Below are 19,529 nucleotides of genomic sequence, written 5' to 3'. Positions count from 1 at the left end.
TTTCCCGTATTTCCGGAGCGCCGCCGTGGCGCCGCGAGGGGGACGACGAGAGGCGATGGCTTTCTGGAGCACGGCCGATGTGGAGCTCGTTTCGCGCGTCGTCACGGCGAAGACGAAGAACGATCGCCGCGTGCGAGGCAAGCTGACCTTGCACTTCGCGGAGGCGCAGACGCAGGGGAGCGCCGACGACGCGGCCGATCGCGCCGCGACCCTCGTGGAGGAGCTGCTCTGGGAGGCGCTGGATCACGAGCAGGTCATCGGCGCCGAGGCCGAGCTCGCCGCCGCGCTCCGGCTCCGACTGCCGCCGCGGTTCCCCACGATCCGATCGATCGACATCGCCGCGCTGCACCTCGTCGGAGATCCGGGCACGTCGGCGGCGCTCCGGCGCGCGTCGACGACCAGCATGCGCGCCGTGACGGCGCCCGTCTCCACGCCGTCGCCGATCACGACGCGTGGCGCCTCCCCCTCGACGATGCCCCCGGCCGGCGACAGCGCCTCGGGCAGCTTCCGCGTCGCGCAGCTCGGCGCCTCGCCCTCGGGCAGCTTCCGCGCGCCGCTCTCGAGCGCGGGGCCCGCGAGCGGGCCCGTCTCCACGCCGAGCCCTCGCTCCTCGGCCCCGCCCACGCGCCGCGGCACGCTCGGGCGGATGCGCGCGATCATCCCGGGCATGATGCTCGCGGCCGGCGCGCCTCCCGAGGCGATCGGCCAGTCGCTCGGGCCCTTCGTGCGTGACTGCGCGGGCCGCATCCTCGTCGGCTTCCTCCGCGCCTACGACCTGCTCACGCTCCGCGGCCTCGCGCTCGAAGAAGGCTCGGCCGAGGTGCTCGCCGCGCTCGTCCCCGTCTCCGACGCGCCGCTCGGCGGCTACGAGGCCAGCCGCACGGCCGAGCTCGGGCGCTGGCAAAATGCCTTCGGCGAGGGCGTCTTCCAGCGCGTGCGCCGCGAGAGCCAGGTCGCGGCCATCTACCTCGCGCACATGGCGCTCGGCCGGCTCGGCGTGCCCCCGAGCGTCGGCCTGCCGATCCTGCAGGAGGCCGCGCCGTCGGCGTTCGCGGGTGAGCGCGGCACGGTCCTCGAGATGGCGCGTTACGTCTCGTTGCCCGCGGAGGACTTCGTGCCCGCGCTCTGCAATCACCTCGTCGAGGTCGTCGGCCACGGCGACGCGTCGCAGCTCGCGGCCGCGCTCGCCCCGCTCGTCACGTCGGTCGAGGAGGACATGGCCGTCGCCGCGACCTTCGCCAGGGACGCGACGGGCATCTGAGCGCCCGAGCGCCGTTCCCTTCGCGCTCGCGAAAGGCTAGAGCGTCGATCGTGCTCCCCGCGTCCGTCCGACGTCTCCTTGCGATCGCCGCCATGTCCACCTTCTCCTCGGTCTCCGTGCTGTCGTGCTCTCCGGCGGGCGGCGGAGCGCCGCCCGTCCGCCCCGACGGCGTCGCCTCGTCGGGCAGCAGCGCCTCCGCGCCCGGCCCGACCGATCCCCCTGCCCCGCCCGACGCGCCCGATCGCGCCTTCGCCGCGCTCGCGGAGCGGTTCCTGAAGGGCTACCTCGCGCGCGAGCCCGTCGCGTCCACCGAGGCGGGCGAACATGCGCACGACGCGCGCTGGCCCGATCGCAGCGAGGAGGGCGAGGCCGAGGCGCGACGCTTCTACGTCGGCGTGCTCGACGAGCTCGGCAAGATCCCCACCTCGGCGCTCGACCCACAGGGCCGCGTGGATCATGCGATGCTCCAGAACCAGCTCCGTTACGCGCTCTTCGCGATCGACGAGCTGCGCGAGGCCGAAGAGAGCCCGCTCTACTACACGCGCCTCGTCGGCGACGGCCTCGATCCGCTGGTCACGCGGAGCTTCGGCACGCCGCTGTCCCGCGCCCGGAGCCTCGTGGGCAGGCTCGAAGGGATCCCCGCGATCGTCGCGGTCGCGAAGAAGCGGCTCCGTCGTCCGCCGCGCCTGCACACCGAGACGGCCGTCGTGCAGAACCGCGGCCTCGTCTCACTCTGCCGCGGCGACGTCCTCGCCCCGTACGGAAAGCTCCCCGACGCGGCGCTCGTCTCCGAGCTCGCCGCCGCGAGCGAGCGGGCGGCGAAGGCGCTCGAGGACTTCCAGGCCTTCCTCGAGAAGGACCTCCTGCCCCGCAGCGACGGCGAGATCCGCCTCGGCCGCGCCCGCTTCGAGAAGAAGCTCCGCTTCTACCTCGACGACGACGTCGACGTCGACGCCCTCGCCAAGGGCGCCCGCGCGCTGCTCGAGCGCACGCAGGCCGAGATGGTCGAGACCTCGAAGGAGCTCTGGCCGACGCTCTTCCCGAAGCGGAAGTTGCCGACCACGACGACGCTCGTCGACCGCAAGGCGCTCGTCCGCGAGGTCCTCGCGGCGCTCGGCGACGATCATCCGACGAACGAGAGCATCGTCGCCGAGGCGCGTGAGCTCCTGCAAAAGGCGACGGTGTTCGTCCGCGAGCGCGACCTCGTGCGCATGCCCGAGGAGGCGTGTCAGGTCATCGAGATGCCCGAGTACCGGCGCGGCGTGGCCGTCGCGTATTGCGACGCCTCGGGCCCGCTCGAGCCACGCGCCGAGACCTTCTACGCCATCGCGCCCACGCCGAACGACTGGGACGACAAGCGGAGGCTCTCGTTCTACCGCGAGTACAACCGCAGCATGCTCGCCGACCTCACCGTGCACGAGGCGATGCCCGGGCATTTCCTGCAGCTCATGCACAACAACCGCTTCCCCTCGAAGCTACGCGCCGTCTTCTCGAGCGGCCCCTTCGTCGAGGGCTGGGCCGTCTACAGCGAGTGGGTCATGGCCAAGCACGGCTTCGGCGGCCCGAAGGTGCGGATCCAGCGCGAGAAGATGGTCCTGCGGCTCGCGGTCAACGCGCTGCTCGACCACGGCGTGCACGCCGGCGCGATGACCGAAGCCGAGGGGCTCGCGCTCATGACGAACGAGGCGTTCCAGGAGGAGGGCGAGGCCGTGGGCAAGTGGAAACGCGCGCGGCTCACGAGCGCGCAGCTCACGACGTACTACTACGGCTTCACCGAGATGATGAAGCTGCGCGCCGAAAACGAAGGCGCGCCGGGCTTCACGGAGAGGACGTTCCACGACAAAGTCCTGAGCTTCGGCTCGCCCTCGATGCGCCACCTGCGGGCGCTCGTCCGGCCGTAGGGAGGCGCGCGGCATGCTCCGGCGCCTGCGTCGCGCCCTGCGAAGGCGGGCGTTCGAGCAGAAGCTCTCGGCCTTGCCCGCGCTGCTCGAAGGCGAGCGCGCCGCCGAGGCCGAGTCCGAGGCCGAAGCTGCGCTCGTGATCGGCGAGGAGGTCTTCGGCGCGGAGGCCGCCGAACTCACGACGCCGCTCTACGTGATGGCGGCGGCGCGTCTCTCCGCGGGTCGCACCGACGACGCGCTCGCCGCGTGCACGCGCGCCATCCGCATCGCCGAGGCGCTCGCCGGCGCGCCCACCGAGCCCCGCTTGCCGAAGCTCTACGAGCTCGCCGCGGCGATCCACGAGCGCGCGGGAACGTTCGACGAGACCATCCGCCTCTACCGCCGACTGCTCGCGGGCTACGAGCGCATGCGCACGCCCGACGAGGCTGCGATCGCCGACGTCGCGGGCCGGCTCGGCTTGCTCCTCGGCAAGCAGAAACAAGCTGCGGAGGCCGAGCTCCTCCTCGGCCGCGCGCTCTCCATCACCGAACGTGTCCACGGCGCGCGCTCGCGTCCTTCCGCCGAGGTCCTCTACAACCTCGGCACCGTGCTCGCGGCGGCGGGCCGGCGCGACGACGCCGCGCGATCGTTACGCCGCGCGATCGGCATCCTCGGGGAGCATGCGCCGCGCCCCGCGCTCCTCGGCGCGGCTCAGCACAACCTCGCGACGGTCCTCGAGGCGGAGGGCCGCGCCGAGGAGGCCGAGGCCATGTACCGCGAGGCGCTGGCCACGTACGAAGCTTCGACAGACCATGAACATGCAGACGTCCGCCCGACGCTGGTGCGCCTCGGCCACCTGCTCGTCGCCAAGGGCCGCGCGGGCGAAGCGCGTCCCTTTTACGAGCGGGCCTACGCCCTCGCCGCGCGGGATTTCGGGGTAGATCATTCGATCACCGCTGGAATCCGCGCGTTCCTCGACGCCACGGCGCCCGCGCCTTGACCTGGGCGTCGAACCTTTGCTTCAAACGTTGAACAAGGACTTGCCAACCTTGAACAACGCTCTAGGTCGAACCTGCCGGGGCAAGGAGCCCCGGTGGACTTCGTCTTGGAGGTTGTCTGGTGAAGACTCTTGGAATGCTCGTTGGTTTCACCTCGATCCTTGCTCTTCTTGCCGCCGCCGGCTGCGGCGATGACCCCGCCGGTACGGGGGGCAACGGCGGCAGCGGCGCAGCGGGCGGTACGGGCGGCACGGGCGGTACGGGCGGCGCGGGCGGCGCGGGCGGCGTCGGTGGCATGGGCGGCGCGGGCGGCGGCGGCGGCGGCGGCGCCAAGGCCAACGTGCGTGTCGCGCACCTCGCGCCGGACGCCCCGGCGGTGGACTTCTGCGTCCAGCCCGAGGGCGGCGAGTTCGTCGGCCCCGTGCTGAAGTCGCTCGGCGCGACCGAGGGGCTCCCGTACCCGAACGTGACCAGGTACCTCGAGCTCGACGAGACCACGTACACGGCGCGCCTCGTCGCGCCCAACGCGGCCGACTGCACGCAGTCGCTCGCGGGTCTGCCCGACATCCCCGGCGTCAAGGTCACGGGCGGCGAGTTCTACACGCTCGCGGCCATCGGCGAGCTCGCGGCGGGCGCGCAGAACGCGTTCGAGGTGAAGGCCTTCGTCGACGACGGCGTGCCCGCGGCGGGCAAGGTCAAGCTCCGCTTCGTCCACACGTCGCCCGACGCGCCGAACGTCGACGTGGGCCTCGGCAAGGGAGACACCTTCACGAAGCTCTTCGCCGACGTCCCCTACCCGATGGAGGGCATGATCGACGGCAAGGCCTACCTCGAGACCGATCCGATCGCGGGCGCGGCCGTCTCCGTCCGTGTCGCGAACATGAACGACGACGTGCTCACGATCGAGCCCGTCGACGTGCCGGGCGGCGCCATCGTGACGGCCTGGGCCATCGGCAAGCTCGCAGGCGCCCCGAACGCGCCCCTCAAGGCCCTCGTCTGCGTGGACAACATGCCGACGGACCTCCTGACCACCTGCAACGTCGCGCCCTGACCGCGCCGCTCCCTCCTGGCTGGCGCAGGAAGCCAGCACGCTGACGCGTTCGTTCCTCCTGCACTTCCATCCGCCAGACACCCGCTTGTCACGGTGCTGTGACGGTCGTGCACCTAGCGTGCGCATGCCCGTTCCAGTAAGGAGACGACGCCCCGCGTCTCCGACGCGTGATGCCCTTCGGGACATGGCGCGGAAGGACGGCCTCGGGGCGCCGAAAGGCACTCGTTTTCATGGAGGCTCTTCTCGATCCGTCGCTCGGCAACGGGGTGCGCGTGCTCCTCGTGCTCTGCCTCTTGATCGCCCTCGGCTTCGAGTTCGTGAACGGCTTTCACGACACCGCCAACGCGGTCGCGACGGTCATCTACACGAACTCCCTGAAGCCCCACGTCGCCGTCGTCCTCTCCGGCGTCTGCAACTTCGTCGGCGTCTTCCTCGGCGGCATCGCGGTCGCGATGGGCATCATGAAGCTCCTGCCCGTGGAGCTGCTCGTCTCGAGCGGCGTGGGCGCGGGCCTCGCGATGGTGCTCGCGCTCCTGCTCGCGGCGATCTCCTGGAACCTCGGCACCTGGTACCTCGGCCTGCCCGCGTCGAGCTCGCACACCCTCATCGGCGCGATCCTCGGCGTCGGCATCGCCAACTCGCTCTTGCCCGGCCACAGGTTCGGCGACGGCGTGAGCTGGAGCAAGGCCGCCGACATCGGCGTCGCGTTGCTCGTCTCGCCCCTCTTCGGCTTCAGCCTCGCGGCGCTGCTCGTCGTGCTGATCAAGCGGTACACGACGAACAAGAAGCTGCTCGAGGCGCCGCCGAAGGACGCGCCTCCGCCGCCCGGCACCCGCGCCCTGCTCGTCTCGACCTGCGCGGCCGTGAGCTTCGCGCACGGCTCGAACGACGGCCAGAAGGGCGTGGGCCTCGTGATGCTCATCCTGATCGGCCTCGTCCCCGCGGGCTTCGCGATCAACATGAACGCGAGCCCCGCGGAGCTCGAGCGCACGCTGCGCGCGACGGACAACGTCGCCGCGCTCGTCCGCGGCCACTACGATCAGCACTCCAAGGTGGAGGCCGAGAAGACGCTCGCGCGCCTCGACGAGCTCCACCATTGCCTCGAAGGTCGCGCGTCGGCGCACGAGATCCCGGCGATGGATCGCTTCAAGTTCCGGCAGGATCTCCTGCTCGCGGACAAGTCCATCGACAACATGCAGAAGGGCGGCCACCTCGGCCTCACGCCCGCCGAGGCGAAGAAGCTCGCGGAGGAGCGCAAGGCCCTGCGTGGGCTCACCGAGTACGCGCCGAGCTGGGTCCTCGTGGCGATCGCGCTCTCGCTCGGCATCGGCACGATGGTCGGCTGGAAGCGTATCGTCGTGACGGTCGGCGAGAAGATCGGCAAGAGCCACCTCACGTACGCGCAAGGCGCCTCGGCGGAGATCGTCGCGGCGAGCACGATCGGCGTCTCGGCCTGGCTCGGGCTGCCCGTGAGCACGACACACGTGCTCTCCTCGGGCATCGCCGGCACGATGGTCGCGCAGCAGTCGGGCCTGCAGAGCTCGACGGTGCGGAACATCGGCCTCGCGTGGGTGCTCACCCTGCCCGCGTCGATGACCCTCTCGGGGCTGTTTTTCCTGCTCCTCCGCGCGATCCTCGGCTGACGGTTCTCGGCCGAGGCGCCCTTCGATATCCTGCGCCTCGCTCATGCGCACCTTCACCACCGAGGGTCCCTGCGATCCTGCGCGCCACTACCACCTGCCCCGGGCGCCGCGGCTCGCCGAGGGCCTCGGCCTCGTCGACGAGGGCGCGTATTTCCTGGTGCGAGCGCCGCGGCGCACGGGCAAGACCACGACCTTGCGGGCCCTCGCGGCCGAGCTCACGGCGTCGGGTCGATATGCCGCGCTCGTGATCTCCGCCGAGATCGGCGAGCCCCTCGGCGAGGACCTCGCCCGCGCCGAAGAGGTATTGCTCGCCTCGCTCCGCCTCTCCGCGGAGCACGATTTGCCGCCCGCGCTCTGCCCGCCGCCCTTCCCCGCCTCGGCGGAGGGCGCGCGGATATGGGCGGCGCTCTCGGCGTGGGCGCGGGGTTGTCCTCGCCCGCTCGTCCTCTTCTTCGACGGCGTGGACACCCTGCACGGCGCCGCGCTCCGGACGGTCTTGCGCCAGCTCGAGGCCGGGTCTCCGCGCCGCCCCGCGGCGTTCCCCTGGTCGATCGCCCTCGCGGCCGACCACGATTTGCGCCTCGAATCACCGGGCCCCTTCACGATCGCGGCGTCTTCCGGATCCCTGCGCAGCTTCACCGAGGACGAGATTCGCGCGCTGTATACGCAGCACACCCACGAGACGGGGCAGGCCTTCGACGAAGGCGCGATTCGCGCGGCGCGCGCGGCGACGGCGGGCCATCCATTCCTCGTGCAGGCGCTCGGCCGCGAGCTCGTGACGCACGTCCCGCGCGCCGAATCCATTCACGAGGGGCACGTCCACGCGGCGCTCCGGCGCCTCGTCGATCGCCGCGTGACGCCGATCGACGCCCTCGCCGCGCGCCTCGCCGAGCCTCGGGTCCGCCGCGTGATCGAGCCTCTGCTCGCGGGCACGGCGCTCGTGGCGCGGGCGCACGAGGACGACGTCCGCCATACCCGCGACCTCGGCTTGCTCGCCGAGGACGACCCTGCGCGTGTCCTCGGCGGCCTCCACCGCGCGCTCGTCCCGCGCCTGCTCGCCTCGGGCGCGGGGCGCGCCGTCGCGGGGGATCCGGCGCGGTTTTACAAGACAGACGGCGCCCTCGACGTGGGGGCGCTCCTCCACGCGTTCGCCGTGTTTTACGCGACACACGCTCGCCACCTCGTGACGGACGTGGCGTACGAGGGGGTCGCGCCCGAGCTCGTGTTTCTGGGGTATCTGTACCGGATGGTGGAGCCGCGCGGCTGGGTGGACGTGCGCTGGGGCGGCTCGCGCGGCCGGATCGACGTGACGGTGCGTGTACCGCTCTCGGGGGGAGACCCGCAAAACGAGGCATTCGTCCTCGTGTCACGCCGCAAAGGAGAGCCGGGGGCGAAGGCGCGCGCGCTCGGCTTTCTGGAGGACCTGCTCGACGCGGAGGGGCTCGGGGGCGGCACGGTCGTGGTCTTCGACCGCCGGGGCAAACGTGCCGCGGGGGAGCGCGTGAAGCTCGAGGAGACGACGACGGCGAAGGGACGGTCGGCGCGGGTGCTCAGGGCGTAGGGTGGAGGTTTGGCTGAGCCAAACCAAATTTCGCGGACGAACCCTGACGGGGGCACACCGGTTTGCCCGCGGGCCCCTCGCATGGAAGAGTGCCCGTCGTGCACACGCGTTACGACCAGGCTTTCAAGCAGCTCCTCCGCGCGGCGCTCGCGCCCCTCGGGGTCTTCACGCCCGAGGTCGAGGTGAGCCCCGACCCGCAGCGCGTCGATGGCTGGTTCGTCCCCGATCCGACGCGCCCTCCTTCGTCCTCCTTGGGCGCGAGCCTCCTCGGTCGAATGAGCCGCTCGGCGTGCACGTTCGAGGTCTTCTCCGAGACCCCCGACGACATCGAGATCGTCGCGTGCGTCCGCAAGCAACTCAACCTGAGGCATGTCCTCCTCGGACGCGAGGCACCTCCGCCGTTACCTCATCTATGGGTCCTCTCCGCTGGACGCCCCACGAAAGGCCTGCGCGCGCTCGCGGCGCGCAGCAAGCGGACCTGGCCGCGGGGCATCTATGCGTTCGCGCCTGGCCTGCACACGTCGGTCGTCGTCACCCGTGAGCTCCCGGAGGACCGCTCGACCCTGCTTCTCCGGCTCATGGGACGCGGACGAACCCTTCGGCGAGCCCTCGAGGAGCTCAAGACACTGCGGGCGGACGACTTCGAGCGATGCATCGCCCTGCCGATCCTGATACGCTACCGTATCGAAGCCGCGACCGACCCTGTCACCCCCACGGACGAGGAGCTGCTCATGAACACGCAAGAAATCATGGAGATGTGGGAGCGCCAGGCCAAGGACCTGGGACGCCAGGAAGGACGCCAGGAAGGACGCCAGGAAGGACGCCAGGAAGGACGCCAGGAAGGACGCCGGGAAGGACGCCAGGAAGGACAGCTCGAAGGGCAACGCCACACCATGCTGCAGCTCTTGCGCCTTCGCTTCGGCGAGTTGCCCCAGGCTGTCGTGGCCCGTATCGAGGCAGCGGATTCGGCCACGCTCGATTCGTGGACGGCGCGTGTCCTCGTGGCGAAGACACCCGAGGACGTCGTGGCGTAGGCCCGCTTCAGGACTCGGACGGCGTCAGATCCGCCACCCGGTGGATCGTCCAGCGTTCGGTGCCGTGCACGATCAGCTCGCCGAGCTGCTTCTGATACTCGGCGTGGTACGGGACAGCGGCCATGTCACGCCATGCGGCCTCGAGGTCTTCCACGTTATCGAGCGGCACCTCGAGCTCGACCTGCGACTCGGGCCCGCCGATGCTGCCGGCGAGCACGCGGAGCGAGCGCCAGCCAATACGCTGGGCCACGTCGACGTACCACTTCCGCAGCACCTTCAGACACTCGTCCTTGCGACCGAACCGAGCCGTGAACTGCCAACGCGCAACGTACATGATCCGGGCTCCCTTCTGAAACGGAAGGTCGGCATCCTAAGCCCTGCCGAGGTTGCACGAAATCCAAAAGAGGTCACGCCCGGACCTGACACGTCGCGTCAGCCGACGTCGTTCGCCAGCGCGGCGGCGAGCGCGCGATCCTCCTCGTCCCGCACGAGATCCACGCCGCGCGCGTAAAATCGCAGCGCCGCGGCGCGCGGGCGCGTCTCTCCCTCCTTCGCGAGCGCGTGTGACGCGTGGCGCACGAGCAGCGCGAGCTCGTAGGCGCGGCCGAGCGTCAGCGCGAACCGCCGCGCGCCCGCCTCGACCCCGAGCGGATCCTTCTGGAACGACTCGACGAGCCAGCGCGCCGCGTGGGTCGCCGCGGCGATCGCCCCCTCGCCCGCCCTCCGCAGCGCCTCGTCCGACGCCGTGGCCACGAGGGATCGAATGTCGGCCAGCAGATCCTCGAGCGGACCCTCCTTTTGCAGGGCCCGGAGCGTATCGAGCGAGAGCACGTTCGTCGTGCCCTCCCAGATCGGCAGAACCTGCGCGTCGCGATAGAGGCGCGGGATCCCCGTGTCCTCCACGTAGCCGGCGCCGCCGAAGCATTCGAGCACCTCGCTCAGCACCGTGACCGCCTGCTTGCCCGTCGTGAGCTTCGCGAGCGGCGTCACTAGCCGCAAGAGGCGCGCCTCCGACTCCGTGATCACGCCCGCCTCCTCGCGCCCGAGCAGCTCGACGGCGCGGAACGCGAGGTGGAAAGCGCCCTCCGACTCCGCCGCGAGGTCGGCGAGCGTGTCGACGTGCAAGGGTTTGTCCGAGAGCGGCGCGCCGAACTGCACCCGGCGGCGCGCGTAATCGCGGGCGAGCGCGAGCCCGCGCCGCATGCCCGCCGCCGCGCAGACCGCGTTCCACGTCCGCGTCACGTTCAGCATCGGCGAGATGTTACGGATCCCGTCCGACAGCCCCTTCACCGGCACGGCCAGCGCGCCCGCGAGCGTGAGCTCGGCCGTCGGCACCTTGCGCGTGCCGAGTTTGTCCTTCAATCGATTGACCTCGATCCCGTTCATCCGCCCGTCCGGCCCGAAGACCTCGACGTAAAACAGCGCGAGCCCGCGGCCGCCGGGCGGGTTGCCCTCGGGCCGGCCCAGCGTCAGGGCCATCTGCGAGGTCGTCGCCGAGGTGAACCATTTCGTCCCGTGGAGCCGGTAATGGCCCTCCGCGTCCCGCCGCGCCTCCGTCTCCGAGAGCCCCACGTCGCTCCCGCCCGTGCGCTCGGTCATCCATTGCCCACTCGTCCACGCGAGCGCCGGATCCCGGCTCGTCAGCCGCGCGAAAGCGCGGGCCGCGAAATCGGCCTCGTCACGCACGTCGCGGTGCGACAGCAGCGTCTTGGCGGCGCCGTCGGTCATCGCGAGCGGGCAGGTGTAGACGTCGGTCGAGGAATCGAAGAGGTAGACCAGGGCAAACTGGTGCACGCGCGAGAGCTCGCCGCTCCGCTTCTCGTAGGCCGTCGCGACCACGCCTTTTTCGGTGGCGATCCGCGCGGCCCGCTTCCAGAGCGGCGTGACCTCGATCTGATCGACGCGGCGCCCCCACGCGTCCCACTGCGTCAGCTTGGGCTCGTTCAGGCGGTCCTCGAGCTGGAGCCGGTAGAGTTCGCCGCCGGCGAGCTCGCCCATCTCGCGTAGCTCGGGCTCGACGCGGCCGAGGACGTCGGCCGGCAGGATACGCCCGAGGTACGAGCGGAGGACGCGGTCGTCGTCGTACTGGTTCCCGATCGCGGGGGGAGCTTGGTAGAAGGCCATGGCGCGCCGGGAGTATACGCAGATTCGGCGCCCGGCGTTACGCAGAATCTACACGCGGCGCGGCCCCCACGCGGCCCCCTCGTAGGTGAGCACGGAGAGCGGATAGGACGGGGCGCCGGCCGCGACCGCATTCAGGATCTCGCGGGCCTCTTCGCCGCGCAGGGGCAAACCCTGGAGCTCGTCGAGCTTCACCCATCGGGCGCCGAGCGAGTGCTCGTCCGGCTCGATCTTCGGGGTCGGGTCGCCCTCGGGCCTCGCCAGGAAAAACACGCGGCAGCGCGCCGTGCCGCTCGGGTGCGGCGAGTGCTCGACGCGGAGCACGCCCTGGATCGCGGCGCGTACGCCGGCCTCCTCGAGTGTCTCGCGGACCGCGGCGTCGACGATCCGCTCGCCCGGCTCGACGCGCCCGCCGGGCAGGTACCACGTTTGCCCGTGCCCGCGCTCGTGCACGAGCAGGAACTCGTCAGCGCGCCGCACGACGACCATCGCGAAGAACCAGGTGGGGATCGGCCTGCGGGACACGCGCGCAGGATACCCGGCGCGAGGGAGGAGGGGAAGGCTTCGGATGGGCAAGGCAAACACCCGGCCGCGATGGTTGGGGGGACAACCTCACGTGTTCGCGATCATGCGTCCAGGCGTCATTGGTAAGCCAAACTACGCGACCAATGCCTGAACCACCGCGTCTGGGCGCGACCACATCACGATTTGATCCGAGACAGTCTCGAGCAGCCTGAAGTCTTCTCTGGCCCACACATCGACGGTATCATCCAACAGCGATACGAACTTCATTGGGTTGCCAGGCGCCTTGTGGTATGCGAGTTCCGACCATAGGGTATAGGTGTGTTCAACCAAACCCGCGGTAGCGGCGCGGCTTCCCGTACTGAGAACCTGAACCAAGGACAGATGCTTCGGGGCATGCACTTCGAAGTCGACGTTGTAATCGCGACCGGAACCCCCACGCATCTTTCTGCCCCGCTCGAAGGGCAGATCGTTCGCGCGAAGAAGATCTTCCACTTCGTCGGTTACCGACTGCGCCGTTCTCGTGCGCATCGTGAACCAGAGGTCGCCTACTCGGCTTGCGGCCTGCCCCAGCCGCAAAACAGCTTCTGCCAACCTCGTTGGTTCCACGTCTCGTAATACCAGCATGCCCTTGAACAGCTCGATTCCGTGCGTTTGGCAAACGTCCTGGATCATCGTCTGCTGCTTGGGCGACCTCCGGCTCGCGCTGGCCGTTTGCGTCCGTAGCCACCGAAGGCTCTCCCCAAGGTCCGTAACGAGCATCCTGTTTCCCTGCGGGCGGACGAAGATGTCGATGACATCCCCATCAGGGTAGAGCAGCGGCGTGCGCATCCGGATGTACGCATCGTGGGGAGTGCAGACAAAAAGCGCTCCCAGTTGCTCAGCGACCAGCCTGCACGGTTCGATGTTCATGAGAACGGGTCCATTTCACTTGCTGAGGGCGGCTGGTGCAGCATGCCTTGGTGGGTAATCTTGGCCTCGGCACAGAACTGAGACCAGACCTGAACAGGCTGGGTCAACGGAGCGGTGATGTCATCCGGAACGTACGCTTCCTTATCTCGATATTTCTCTTTCCACCGATGTTTGTGTTTCTCCCCGACGAGCACGCCCGAAGGATTTCGGTGGTCCTTGCCCATGTCGAGAGCATAGACCCGTCCGGCCGCACGGTGGATGAGCGTGTAGGACAGGGACCCGGCGAGCGGATTGTAGCTACCTTTCAAGGTTAGCGGGTGCCCAGCGTTGGACAGAACCTCCACCCGGAACTCGACAGCGGGAGAATGATCCTCGTCCTCACGCCAAGAGATGTCGCCTTCGATGCGCTTGCTGGCGTCGGCAATCATGGCCTCGAACTCCGACTGGGTGAGCATGCCTTCTCCTCGAGCGGCATCATCCACACAACAAGTCGGAGTTCCTGTCAAGGGCGGAAGGGATGAAGACTCAGGCTTCGGATGGGCAAGGCAAACACCCGGCCGCGAAGCCGGGTGTTCGGGGAGGGAGGGAGTCCAGCCGACCGTTATTGCGTACCGGCCGGGACGAACGGCGGGGTGACGATGGGGGGCGTCTGCGTCTGCGTCTGCGCCTGCTGCGCCTTCGCCTTCGCCTTCGCCTTGCGTGTCTTGGCGCCCTTCACGCCGGTGGCCGAGCGGTACGTGCGGGTCTTTTCGTATTTCGCCAACAATTCGATAACGCCGGTCGTACGCGCGCGGCCCTCGATGAGGTTCGCGATGGCGTGGACTCTGCGCTGCCTGTCGTCGTCATAAAACGCGCGGCTCTCCACGAGCAGCTCGACGAGCTTGCGGGCGGCGGGCAGGATCGCGTCGATTTCGTCGATGTACGCATTGTCGAGCAGGATCCCGTCGACGTCGTCCTGCGTGACGCCGGCCTTGGGGCCGACCGTCGCCTGATTGGCGAGGATCTCTCCGAGCACCTCGATGAACCCGGCGCGCTCGACGAGCAGACCGCGTAGACCGCGATGCGGCAGGTCCACGAGAAACGAACCCTGCTTCGAACAATCGATGACGAGCGAACCGACGGGGATGGGCGTGGCGGGCATGGCATTCTCCGTGTTCCCTCTCCAGGATCAGACCCCCGCGAAACACGCATCGAGGCGCGGAGGGCCATTCTGGATCCCGAAGGGGCGTCGATGGGGTTATCGAGCCTGCGGAATCGATGCGTGGTCTTTCGACGCGATGGCTCGAAGGGTCATACAGACGGAAACTTGCTGTTTCATCGAAGGGGTCGAGGCGGTCGATCGATCGGGTCCACCCGGTCGACGATCGGGTCGAGCTGGTCCGTGATCGGGTCGAACAGCTCGACGACCGGGTCGAGCAGGTCGACGACCGGGGCGAGCAGGTCTGCGATCGGGTCGAACAGCTCGACGACCGGGTCGAGCAGGTCGACGACCGGGGCGAGCAGGTCTGCGATCGGGTCGAACAGCTCGACGACCGGGTCCGCAGGGTCACCCCACGTGTTCGAGCCCACCTCGGACCGGGTCGACGGCGCGGGTTCTTGACTATTCCGATGCAACAACTTACACCCGTGCGCTGTGAAGTTGTCCAACAAGGGCCGCTACGGGGTGCGCGCGTTGTTCGACATCGCCTTCCACGACGACGGCGGGCCCACGCAGATCCGGGAGATCGCCGAGCGCGAGACGATCCCCGCGCGGTTCCTGGAGCAGATCTTCCAGGACCTGAAGAAGGCCGGGATCCTGGGCGCCAAGCGTGGTCCACGCGGAGGGTATCACCTCGCGAGGCCCGCCGCCGAGATCACGCTCGGCGACGTCTTCCGCGCGCTCGAAGGCCCGATCGTCGTCTGCCCCGCCGAGGACGAAGGCGAGCGCGGCGGGCCGGACGCCACGGCGGCCATCTTCAAGGACCTCGCGGTCGCCATCGAGAAGGCCTTCGACGACATCTCGATCGCCGACGTCGTCGAGCGCGGCGAGGCCCTCGGTCTCCGCCGCGGCGAGGCCGATCGGGTCGATTACGTCATCTAGGAGCGTGATGGCCGAGCCCGCCCAGAAACCCGCATTGCCCTCGCACCCGCGCGTGGTCGGCTCGGTGCTCGACCTCGTCGGCGACACGCCGCTCTTCGAGATTCGAAAGCTCGACCGTGAAGGGCCACGTGGCCGCGTCTTCGCGAAGGCCGAGCAGCAGAACCCGGGCGGATCGGTGAAGGACCGCATCTGCCTCGTGATGATCGAGGCCGCCGAGGCGAGCGGCGCCCTCGGGCCGGGCGGCGTCGTCGTGGAGCCGACGAGCGGCAATACGGGGATCGGGCTCGCGCTCGTCTGCGCGGCGAAGGGGTATCGCTGCGTGCTCACGATGCCCGCGAGCATGAGCCTCGAGCGAAGGCAGCTCCTCGAAGCGTACGGCGCCGAGGTGATCCTCACCGAGGCCGAGGCGCAGATGGAAGGCGCGATCGAGAAGGCCCGCGAGATCGTCCGGACGACGAAGGGCGCCTTCATGCCGGGCCAGTTCGACAACCCCGAGAACCCACGCGCCCACGGCGAGACGACGGCCCGCGAGATCCTGCACGCCATGGCGAACGAGCCGATCCACGCGTTCGTCGCCGGCGTCGGCACGGGCGGCACGGTGAGCGGCGTCGGCGAGGTGCTGCGCCGGAGGAAGCCGAGCCCGCGTATCATCGCCGTCGAGCCCGAGGCCTGCGCCACGATCTCGCGCGGCGAGCGCGGACCGACGAAGATCCAGGGCCTCGCGCCGGGGTTCGTGCCGAGGAACTATCACCGCGAGCACGTCGACGAGGTGCGCACGGTGAGCGAACGCGCGGCCTACGAGACGAAGGTCGCGCTCGCCCGCGAGGAGGGGCTGCTCGTGGGCATCAGCGCGGGCGCGGCCGTGCGTGTCGCGCTCGATGTCGCGCGCGCGCTCGGCCCCCAGGCCAACGTGGTCACCGTGCTTTGTGACACGGGCGAGCGTTATTTCAGCCTCGACGAGTACTTCAAGTAACGACACACGAAACGGAGACAAACCATCATGCCCCTCGTTCGAATCCCCACCCCCCTGCGCACGCTCACCGGAAGCAAAGACGAGGTCGAGGCGACGGGCGCGACCGTCGCCGAGCTGATCGAGGACCTCGAGAAGCGCCACCCGGGCATCCGCGATCGTCTGCTCGACGAGAAGGGCGTCCGCCGCTTCGTGAACATCTTCGTCGGCGACGAGGACATCCGCTTCCTCGAGGGCCTGAAGACGGAGCTCAAGGCCACGGACCAGATCTCGATCGTGCCCGCGATCGCGGGCGGCTGAGGAAGGCAGGATGCGCTCGTCGCTCGTGCGATCGCGCCGCCTCGCTTCGGTGATCGAGGCCGTCGGGGACACGCCGCTCGTCCGGCTCGATCGCGTGGCCCGGGAGGCGCCGAGCGTCGAGGTGTACGCGAAGCTCGAGTTCGCGAACCCCGGCGGCTCGGTGAAGGACCGGGCCGCGAAGCGGATGATGACGAAGGCGATCGAGGCGGGAGAGCTCGGCGGGGGGAAGATCCTCATCGACTCGACGAGCGGCAACACGGGCGTCGCCTACTCGATCTTCGGCGCGGCGCTCGGCGTGCCCGTGCGCCTCGTGATGCCCTCGAACGTGAGCCGGGCGCGCAAGGACATCACGCGCGCGTTCGGCACCGAGATCATCTTCAGCGATCCGATGGAGGGCTCCGACGGCGCGATCCGGCACGTGCGCGAGATCGTGGCGAAGGACCCGGAGACGTACTTCTACCCGGATCAGTACTCGAACCCGAACAACCCGCTCGCGCACTACCACGGCACGGCCGTGGAGATCCTCGACGCGCTCGGCGACAGGCTCACGCACTTCGTCGCGGGCATCGGGACGAGCGGGACGATCGTGGGCACGTCGCGCAGGCTGAAGGAGCACACGCGTCCCATCCGCTGCGTCGCCGTCGAGCCGACGGAGCCCTTGCACGGGCTCGAGGGGTTGAAGCACCTCGCGAGCTCGCTCGTGCCGGCGATCCACGACGCGAGCGCCTACGACGAGACGTTCCGCGTGAGCACGGAGGAGGGCTGGGACATGGCCGACCGGCTCGCGCGGGAGGAGGCGCTACACGTCGGGCACTCGAGCGGGGCGAACGTGTTCGCGGCCGTGGAGATCGCCAAGGAGCTGCACCGGACGGCGGGAGGCGGCTGCGTGGTTGCCATCGTCTGCGACCGCGGCGATCGTTACTTCGCGCCGATGAAGTGGGAGAAGCGTTATTTATGGTGACGGATCCTCCGTGGACACGCGCGGATCTCACGATCACGCGCGCCGCGCTCGCCGTCGTCGAGGAGGACGCGCTCCGCGGCTACGCGGCCGACGAGGAGGCGTGTGGGTACCTGCGTGGCCCCGCCGAGAGCCCGCTCGTCTGCGACGAGGCCGTGCCGATGCAGAACGTCGCGAACAAGCTGCACGCGATCGATCCCGAGCGGTACTTCCGGACGGCGCGCACGTTTTTCTCGTTCAACGAGAAGAAGTTCGACGACGCGGTCCGCGCCGCCGCGCAGGAAGGGCGGCCCGTGAAGATCCTCTACCACTCGCACCTCGACGCGGGCGCGTACTTCAGCCCGACGGACGCGGCCGTGATGAGTCTGGGCGAGCCGCCCGCCGAGGAGGGCGGCGTGATCACGATGGGCCCCGGGCCCGCGTGGCCACTCGCGTTCCTGGTGACGAGCGTACGCGCGGGCGTGATCGAGGAGCACCGGCTCTTCGTGTGGGACGCGGAGGCGCGGGGCTTCGTGCCGCGCGGCATCACCGTCGTTGATGGGTAGCGGCTTCGTCGTCTGGTTCACGGGCCTCTCGGGCGCCGGCAAGAGCACGCTCGGGGCGATGCTCGCGGCGGAGCTACGCGCGCGCGGGCTGCACGTCGAGGTGCTCGACGGCGACGAGGTGCGCACGCATCTGTCGAAGGGGCTCGGCTTCTCGCGCGAGGATCGCGACACGAACGTGCGCCGCATCGGCTTCGTGGCGAAGCTCGTGGCGCGGAGCGGGGCGTGCGCGATCACCGGCGCGATCAGCCCGTTCCGGGCGATCCGCGACGAGCAACGCGCGCAGATCGAGAGGTTCGTCGAGGTGTACTGCGCGGCGACGATCGACGCGCTCGCGGAGCGGGATCCGAAGGGGCTCTACCGCAAGGCGCTGGCGGGCGAGATCAAGGGGTTTTCGGGCATCGACGATCCGTACGAGCCGCCCGTCTCGCCCGAGGTCACGGTGTACACGGATCGCGAGACCAAGGAGGAGAGCCTCGCGAAGATCCTCGGCAAGCTCGAAGAGCTCGGCCACGTGCGCGCAGGCGGGCGCGCGCAGCAGCCCTCGACGCTGCTCGTGCGTCCGCACGGCGGCGAGCTCGTGCTCCGCGCGGTCGCGCCGGCCCTGCGGGAGGCGCTCGCGGAACACGCGCGCGTGCTGCCGGTGATCGAGCTCGACGCAGAGGCCGAGATCGACGTCGAGCACTTCGCGAAGGGCACGTACTCGCCGCTGAAGGGGTTCCTCGGCGAGAAAGATTTCCTGCGCGTGGTGCGGGAGATGCGCCTCGAAAACGGCCTGCCCTGGCCTTTGCCGATCACGCTGCCGGTGAGCGAGGAGGCGGCCGGGGCCTTGCGCATCGGCGCGGAGGCCGCGCTCCGGACGCGCGACGGGCGGCTCGTCGCGGTGATCGAGGTGAACGACCTCTACCGGCCCACGAGAGGGCTCGTGGGGCCGCTCGGGGAGGTCGATCCGGATCTCGCGCGGCACGAGGCGCGCGGGCCCGTGCTCGTGGGCGGCGAGGTGCACGTGTTCGAGCGGCGCGCCCGGCCACACGGGCTCCCGATCTATGATCCGGCCACGACGCGGGCGATGCTGGCGACACGAGGTTTCGTGACCGTCGCGGGCACACGCACGCGCTCGCTGCCGCGGCGGGCCGAGGAGCACCTCGCCAAGGTCGCGCTGGAGATCACGGGCGGGCTCTGGTTCCAGATCCTGGAGACGTTCGAAGGGGAGCGGGAGACGGAGGCGGTCGGCCTGCCGTCGCGGCTGCGGTGCCACGAGGTCCTCGTCGAGCGATACTTCCCGGTCGAACGGGTGGTCCTGTCGGCGGGCCTCGCGACGTGGTCGGGCGGGGGGCGGCGCGCGGTGCTCGACGCGATCGTGTGCCAGAACCACGGCTGTTCCCACGCCATCCTGGTCGGATCGACCTACGTCGGCGGCGTGGGCGGTGCAGAGCGGGCCTTCCGCGTCTATGCTCCCGGAGAGCTCGGGGTCGTGCCACTTTGCTTCGAGGACGCGTTTTACTCCACCCGGACGAACTCGATGGCGACCCCACGGAGCGCCCCCGGGGACACGTCCACGTGGATCACGGCCACCGAGGCCGAGATCCTCGACATGATCACGCGCGGCGAGGCGACGCCCCCGCCGGAGCTGCTGCGGCCCGAGGTCGCGCACGTGCTGCTCGCGGGGCCTCGCTCGCGGCCCTGATCACGTCGC

20 protein-coding genes are annotated in these 19,529 nt (G+C 69.9%); 13 read left to right on the top strand and 7 right to left on the bottom strand.

Features of this window, described 5'->3' with window-relative positions; translation table 11 throughout:
- The first annotated feature begins 55 nt into the window (after positions 1 to 55).
- The 7 genes from GF068_RS40395 (at position 56) to GF068_RS40365 (ending at position 9,428) form a co-directional block, all read left to right on the top strand.
- Positions 56 to 1,261, top strand: a complete 1,206-nt coding sequence (locus GF068_RS40395) for a hypothetical protein (RefSeq protein ID WP_153824891.1) — start codon at positions 56 to 58, stop codon at positions 1,259 to 1,261.
- A gap of 92 nt (positions 1,262 to 1,353) precedes the next feature.
- Positions 1,354 to 3,162, top strand: coding sequence for a DUF885 domain-containing protein (locus GF068_RS40390; RefSeq protein ID WP_153824890.1), 1,809 nt, complete (start codon positions 1,354 to 1,356; stop codon positions 3,160 to 3,162).
- A gap of 13 nt (positions 3,163 to 3,175) precedes the next feature.
- Positions 3,176 to 4,141 carry a tetratricopeptide repeat protein gene (locus GF068_RS40385; protein WP_153824889.1) on the top strand — a complete coding sequence of 322 codons (966 nt, stop codon included), beginning with the start codon at positions 3,176 to 3,178 and terminating at the stop codon, positions 4,139 to 4,141.
- A gap of 119 nt (positions 4,142 to 4,260) precedes the next feature.
- Positions 4,261 to 5,190 carry a DUF4397 domain-containing protein gene (locus tag GF068_RS40380; RefSeq protein WP_153824888.1) on the top strand — a complete coding sequence of 310 codons (930 nt, stop codon included), beginning with the start codon at positions 4,261 to 4,263 and terminating at the stop codon, positions 5,188 to 5,190.
- A gap of 230 nt (positions 5,191 to 5,420) precedes the next feature.
- Entirely contained in the window at positions 5,421 to 6,833 is a 1,413-nt protein-coding gene (locus GF068_RS40375; protein WP_153824887.1) for an inorganic phosphate transporter, read from the top strand.
- A gap of 43 nt (positions 6,834 to 6,876) precedes the next feature.
- Positions 6,877 to 8,394, top strand: coding sequence for an ATP-binding protein (locus GF068_RS40370; RefSeq protein WP_153824886.1), 1,518 nt, complete (start codon positions 6,877 to 6,879; stop codon positions 8,392 to 8,394).
- Positions 8,395 to 8,492: 98 nt separating this feature from the next.
- Positions 8,493 to 9,428 carry an RpnC/YadD family protein gene (locus tag GF068_RS40365; protein ID WP_153824885.1) on the top strand — a complete coding sequence of 312 codons (936 nt, stop codon included), beginning with the start codon at positions 8,493 to 8,495 and terminating at the stop codon, positions 9,426 to 9,428.
- 7 nt (positions 9,429 to 9,435) lie between these two features.
- Here GF068_RS40365 and GF068_RS40360 read toward each other — a convergent pair whose 3' ends face one another.
- The 7 genes from GF068_RS40360 to GF068_RS40330 all read right to left on the bottom strand — a co-directional run bounded on the left by GF068_RS40360 (position 9,436) and on the right by GF068_RS40330 (position 14,552).
- Positions 9,436 to 9,762 (bottom strand): hypothetical protein, encoded by a 327-nt coding sequence (locus GF068_RS40360; RefSeq protein ID WP_153824884.1) that lies wholly within the window; start codon positions 9,760 to 9,762, stop codon positions 9,436 to 9,438.
- A gap of 98 nt (positions 9,763 to 9,860) precedes the next feature.
- Positions 9,861 to 11,552 carry an acyl-CoA dehydrogenase family protein gene (locus GF068_RS40355; RefSeq protein ID WP_153824883.1) on the bottom strand — a complete coding sequence of 564 codons (1,692 nt, stop codon included), beginning with the start codon at positions 11,550 to 11,552 and terminating at the stop codon, positions 9,861 to 9,863.
- Positions 11,553 to 11,600: 48 nt separating this feature from the next.
- Positions 11,601 to 12,074 carry an NUDIX domain-containing protein gene (locus GF068_RS40350; RefSeq protein ID WP_338046770.1) on the bottom strand — a complete coding sequence of 158 codons (474 nt, stop codon included), beginning with the start codon at positions 12,072 to 12,074 and terminating at the stop codon, positions 11,601 to 11,603.
- 132 nt (positions 12,075 to 12,206) lie between these two features.
- Positions 12,207 to 12,983 (bottom strand): DUF1828 domain-containing protein, encoded by a 777-nt coding sequence (locus GF068_RS40345; protein ID WP_153824882.1) that lies wholly within the window; start codon positions 12,981 to 12,983, stop codon positions 12,207 to 12,209.
- A complete protein-coding gene (locus GF068_RS40340; protein WP_153824881.1) occupies positions 12,980 to 13,438 on the bottom strand; it encodes a DUF6978 family protein in 459 nt (152 codons plus the stop codon). Before GF068_RS40340 ends, GF068_RS40345 begins: the two co-directional genes overlap by 4 nt.
- Positions 13,439 to 13,584: 146 nt before the next feature.
- The gene (locus tag GF068_RS40335) at positions 13,585 to 14,124 is read right to left on the bottom strand and encodes a hypothetical protein (protein ID WP_153824880.1); all 540 of its coding nucleotides are present in this window, start codon (positions 14,122 to 14,124) and stop codon (positions 13,585 to 13,587) included.
- A gap of 173 nt (positions 14,125 to 14,297) precedes the next feature.
- A complete protein-coding gene (locus tag GF068_RS40330) occupies positions 14,298 to 14,552 on the bottom strand; it encodes a hypothetical protein (protein WP_153824879.1) in 255 nt (84 codons plus the stop codon).
- Between the two features lie 64 nt (positions 14,553 to 14,616).
- On the opposite strand from GF068_RS40330, the gene GF068_RS40325 reads away from it, so the two are divergent.
- The 6 genes from GF068_RS40325 to cysC are packed head-to-tail and all read left to right on the top strand — an operon-like array spanning position 14,617 to position 19,520.
- A complete protein-coding gene (locus GF068_RS40325) occupies positions 14,617 to 15,063 on the top strand; it encodes an Rrf2 family transcriptional regulator (RefSeq protein ID WP_206079660.1) in 447 nt (148 codons plus the stop codon).
- Positions 15,064 to 15,070: 7 nt separating this feature from the next.
- The gene (gene cysK, locus GF068_RS40320) at positions 15,071 to 16,036 is read left to right on the top strand and encodes a cysteine synthase A (RefSeq protein ID WP_153824878.1); all 966 of its coding nucleotides are present in this window, start codon (positions 15,071 to 15,073) and stop codon (positions 16,034 to 16,036) included.
- Positions 16,037 to 16,063: 27 nt separating this feature from the next.
- The gene (locus tag GF068_RS40315) at positions 16,064 to 16,333 is read left to right on the top strand and encodes a MoaD/ThiS family protein (protein ID WP_153824877.1); all 270 of its coding nucleotides are present in this window, start codon (positions 16,064 to 16,066) and stop codon (positions 16,331 to 16,333) included.
- A 10-nt stretch (positions 16,334 to 16,343) separates the two neighbouring features.
- Complete coding sequence (locus GF068_RS40310) at positions 16,344 to 17,294, top strand: PLP-dependent cysteine synthase family protein (protein WP_153824876.1); 951 nt, start codon at positions 16,344 to 16,346, stop codon at positions 17,292 to 17,294.
- Positions 17,288 to 17,836 (top strand): M67 family metallopeptidase, encoded by a 549-nt coding sequence (locus GF068_RS40305; protein WP_153824875.1) that lies wholly within the window; start codon positions 17,288 to 17,290, stop codon positions 17,834 to 17,836. The genes GF068_RS40310 and GF068_RS40305 overlap by 7 nt, the downstream gene beginning before the upstream one ends.
- Entirely contained in the window at positions 17,829 to 19,520 is a 1,692-nt protein-coding gene (gene cysC / locus GF068_RS40300; RefSeq protein WP_153824874.1) for an adenylyl-sulfate kinase, read from the top strand. The genes GF068_RS40305 and cysC overlap by 8 nt, the downstream gene beginning before the upstream one ends.
- The last annotated feature ends 9 nt before the right edge of the window (positions 19,521 to 19,529 follow it).

The sequence above is a fragment of the Polyangium spumosum genome, assembly GCF_009649845.1.
Lineage (GTDB): Bacteria > Myxococcota_A > Polyangia > Polyangiales > Polyangiaceae > Polyangium > Polyangium spumosum.
This window is presented reverse-complemented; position numbering and strand designations above follow the sequence as displayed.

Coding starts and splice junctions, on each gene's coding strand:
- GF068_RS40395 (WP_153824891.1), top strand. CDS start 56: ATGGCTTTCTGGAGCACGGCCGATGTGGAGCTCGTTTCGCGCGTCGTC.
- GF068_RS40390 (WP_153824890.1), top strand. CDS start 1,354: ATGTCCACCTTCTCCTCGGTCTCCGTGCTGTCGTGCTCTCCGGCGGGC.
- GF068_RS40385 (WP_153824889.1), top strand. CDS start 3,176: ATGCTCCGGCGCCTGCGTCGCGCCCTGCGAAGGCGGGCGTTCGAGCAG.
- GF068_RS40375 (WP_153824887.1), top strand. CDS start 5,421: ATGGAGGCTCTTCTCGATCCGTCGCTCGGCAACGGGGTGCGCGTGCTC.
- GF068_RS40370 (WP_153824886.1), top strand. CDS start 6,877: ATGCGCACCTTCACCACCGAGGGTCCCTGCGATCCTGCGCGCCACTAC.
- GF068_RS40360 (WP_153824884.1), bottom strand. CDS start 9,762: ATGTACGTTGCGCGTTGGCAGTTCACGGCTCGGTTCGGTCGCAAGGAC.
- GF068_RS40355 (WP_153824883.1), bottom strand. CDS start 11,552: ATGGCCTTCTACCAAGCTCCCCCCGCGATCGGGAACCAGTACGACGAC.
- GF068_RS40345 (WP_153824882.1), bottom strand. CDS start 12,983: ATGAACATCGAACCGTGCAGGCTGGTCGCTGAGCAACTGGGAGCGCTT.
- GF068_RS40340 (WP_153824881.1), bottom strand. CDS start 13,438: ATGCTCACCCAGTCGGAGTTCGAGGCCATGATTGCCGACGCCAGCAAG.
- GF068_RS40335 (WP_153824880.1), bottom strand. CDS start 14,124: ATGCCCGCCACGCCCATCCCCGTCGGTTCGCTCGTCATCGATTGTTCG.
- cysK (WP_153824878.1), top strand. CDS start 15,071: ATGGCCGAGCCCGCCCAGAAACCCGCATTGCCCTCGCACCCGCGCGTG.
- GF068_RS40315 (WP_153824877.1), top strand. CDS start 16,064: ATGCCCCTCGTTCGAATCCCCACCCCCCTGCGCACGCTCACCGGAAGC.
- GF068_RS40310 (WP_153824876.1), top strand. CDS start 16,344: ATGCGCTCGTCGCTCGTGCGATCGCGCCGCCTCGCTTCGGTGATCGAG.
- GF068_RS40305 (WP_153824875.1), top strand. CDS start 17,288: ATGGTGACGGATCCTCCGTGGACACGCGCGGATCTCACGATCACGCGC.
- cysC (WP_153824874.1), top strand. CDS start 17,829: ATGGGTAGCGGCTTCGTCGTCTGGTTCACGGGCCTCTCGGGCGCCGGC.